Source organism: Streptomyces sp. NPDC059142 (assembly GCF_042755665.1).
Lineage (GTDB): Bacteria > Actinomycetota > Actinomycetes > Streptomycetales > Streptomycetaceae > Streptomyces.
In genome coordinates, this window is sequence record NZ_JBHZDA010000199.1 from 1 (window position 1) to 3,418 (window position 3,418).

1 protein-coding gene is annotated in these 3,418 nt (G+C 68.5%); it reads left to right on the plus strand.

Annotation, left to right across the window (positions count from 1 at the left end; translation table 11 throughout):
• The coding region (locus ACFXPK_RS32655) for a multifunctional oxoglutarate decarboxylase/oxoglutarate dehydrogenase thiamine pyrophosphate-binding subunit/dihydrolipoyllysine-residue succinyltransferase subunit (RefSeq protein ID WP_385080775.1) at positions 1 to 3,403 on the plus strand (3,403 nt) is incomplete at its 5' end.
• Positions 3,404 to 3,418: the final 15 nt, after the last annotated feature.

Below are 3,418 nucleotides of genomic sequence, written 5' to 3' on the forward strand. Positions count from 1 at the left end.
CGCGAAGGCCGCGCCCGCCACCGAGGCGCCCGCCGGACCGGAGTACGTGACGCTGCGCGGCCCCTCGGCCGCCGTCGCGAAGAACATGAACGCCTCGCTGGAGCTGCCCACGGCCACGTCCGTGCGCGCCGTCCCGGTGAAGCTGCTCTTCGACAACCGCATCGTCATCAACAACCACCTGAAGCGCGCGCGCGGCGGCAAGATCTCCTTCACGCACCTCATCGGGTACGCGATGGTGCAGGCGATCAAGGCCATGCCGTCGATGAACTACTCCTTCGCCGAGCGCGACGGGAAGCCGACGCTGGTCAAGCCGGAGCACATCAACTTCGGTCTCGCCATCGACCTGGTGAAGCCCAACGGCGACCGCCAGCTCGTCGTCGCGGGCATCAAGAAGGCCGAGACGCTCAACTTCTTCGAGTTCTGGCAGGCGTACGAGGACATCGTCCGGCGCGCCCGCAACAACAAGCTGACGATGGACGACTTCACCGGCGTCACCGTCTCGCTGACCAACCCGGGCGGCCTCGGCACGGTGCACTCCGTGCCGCGTCTGATGCCCGGTCAGTCGGTCATCATGGGCGTCGGTTCGATGGACTACCCGGCCGAGTTCCAGGGCACGTCGCAGGACACCCTGAACAAGCTGGGCATCTCCAAGGTCATGACCCTGACGTCGACGTACGACCACCGCGTCATCCAGGGCGCCGCCTCCGGCGAGTTCCTGCGGATCGTCAGTCAGCTCCTCCTCGGCGAGAACGACTTCTACGACGAGATCTTCCAGGCGCTGCGCATCCCGTACGAGCCGGTCCGCTGGCTCAAGGACATCGACGCCTCGCACGACGAGGACGTCACGAAGCCCGCCCGGGTCTTCGAGCTGATCCACTCCTACCGGGTCCGCGGCCATGTCATGGCCGACACGGACCCGCTGGACTACCTCCAGCGCAAGCACCCCGACCTCGACATCACCGAGCACGGGCTGACGCTGTGGGACCTGGAGCGCGAGTTCGCCGTCGGCGGCTTCGCGGGCAAGTCGATGATGAAGCTCCGCGACATCCTCGGCGTGCTGCGCGACTCGTACTGCCGCACCACCGGCATCGAGTTCATGCACATCCAGGACCCGAAGCAGCGCAAGTGGCTCCAGGACCGGATCGAGCGCGGCGCGCACTCCAAGCCGGAGCGCGAGGAGCAGCTGCGGATCCTGCGCCGCCTCAACGCGGCCGAGGCGTTCGAAACGTTCCTCCAGACGAAGTACGTCGGCCAGAAGCGGTTCTCGCTGGAGGGCGGCGAGTCCGTCATCCCGCTGCTCGACGCGATCATCGACTCCGCCGCCGAGTCCCGTCTCGACGAGGTCGTCATCGGCATGGCCCACCGCGGCCGGCTCAACGTCCTCGCGAACATCGTCGGCAAGTCGTACGCGCAGATCTTCCGCGAGTTCGAGGGCAACCTCGACCCGAAGTCGATGCACGGCTCCGGCGACGTCAAGTACCACCTGGGCGCCGAGGGCACCTTCACCGGTCTGGACGGCGAGCAGATCAAGGTCTCGCTGGCCGCGAACCCCTCGCACCTGGAGGCGGTCGACCCGATCCTGGAGGGCATCGCCCGCGCCAAGCAGGACATCATCAACAAGGCCGGCACGGACTTCACGGTCCTGCCGCTCGCGCTCCACGGCGACGCGGCCTTCGCGGGCCAGGGCGTCGTCGCCGAGACGCTCAACATGTCGCAGCTCCGCGGCTACCGCACCGGCGGCACCGTCCACGTCGTGATCAACAACCAGGTCGGCTTCACCGCCGCCCCGGAGTCCTCGCGCTCGTCGATGTACGCGACGGACGTGGCCCGCATGATCGAGGCGCCGATCATCCACGTGAACGGCGACGACCCGGAGGCCGTCGTCCGCGTCGGACGGCTCGCCTTCGAGTTCCGCCAGACGTTCAACAAGGACGTCGTCATCGACCTGATCTGCTACCGCCGCCGCGGCCACAACGAGGGCGACAACCCGCAGTTCACCAACCCGCAGATGGTCCGCCTGATCGACAAGAAGCGCTCGGTGCGCAAGCTCTACACCGAGTCGCTGATCGGCCGCGGCGACATCACGCTGGAAGAGGCGGAGCAGGCGCTCCAGGACTTCCAGGGCCAGTTGGAGAAGGTCTTCGCGGAGGTCCGCGAGGCCACCTCGCACGCCGGTCCCGTCCAGGTCCCGGACGCGCAGGCGGAGTTCCCGGTGGCCGTGGAGACCGCGGTCTCCCAGGAGGTCGTCAAGCGGATCGCCGAGTCGCAGGTCAACATCCCCGACACGGTCACCGTGCACCCGCGTCTGATGCCGCAGATGCAGCGCCGCGCCGCCTCGGTGGAGGACGGCACGATCGACTGGGGCATGGGCGAGACCCTGGCCATCGGCTCGCTGCTGATGGAGGGCACGCCGGTCCGCCTCTCCGGCCAGGACACCCGCCGCGGCACGTTCGGCCAGCGCCACGCGGTCCTGGTCGACCAGGGCACGGGCGAGGACTACACCCCGCTCCAGTACCTGACCGCCGAGCAGGCCCGCTACAACGTCTACGACTCGCTGCTCAGCGAGTACGCAGCGATGGGCTTCGAGTACGGCTACTCCCTGGCCAGGCCGGACGCGCTGGTCATGTGGGAGGCGCAGTTCGGTGACTTCGTCAACGGCGCGCAGACCATCGTGGACGAGTTCATCTCGTCGGCCGAGCAGAAGTGGGGCCAGACCTCCGGCGTCACGCTGCTGCTGCCGCACGGCTACGAGGGCCAGGGCCCGGACCACTCGTCCGCCCGCCCCGAGCGCCTGCTCCAGATGTGCGCGCAGAACAACATGACGATCGCGATGCCCACGCTGCCGTCGAACTACTTCCACCTGCTGCGCTGGCAGGTCCACAACCCGCACCACAAGCCGCTCGTCGTCTTCACCCCGAAGTCGATGCTGCGTCTGAAGGCGGCGGCGTCCACGGCGGAGGAGTTCACCACCGGCGGCTTCCGCCCGGTGATCGGCGACAGCAGCGTGGCCCCGGACGCGGTCCGCAAGGTCGTCTTCTGCACCGGCAAGGTCTACTACGACCTGGAAGCCGAGCGGCAGAAGCGCGGCGTCACGGACACGGCGATCCTCCGCCTGGAGCGGCTGTACCCGCTGCCGGGCGCGGAGCTCCAGGCCGAGATCGCCAAGTTCCCGAACGCCGAGAAGTACCTGTGGGCCCAGGAGGAGCCGGCGAACCAGGGTGCCTGGCCGTTCATCGCGCTCAACCTGATCGACCACCTGGACCTGGCGGTCGGCGCCGACATCCCGCACGGCGAGCGGCTGCGGCGTATCTCGCGCCCGCACTCCTCGTCCCCGGCGGTCGGCTCGGCCAAGCGCCACCAGGCGGAGCAGGCACAGCTCGTCAACGAGGTCTTCGACGCCTGACGTCCCACCCCGTAC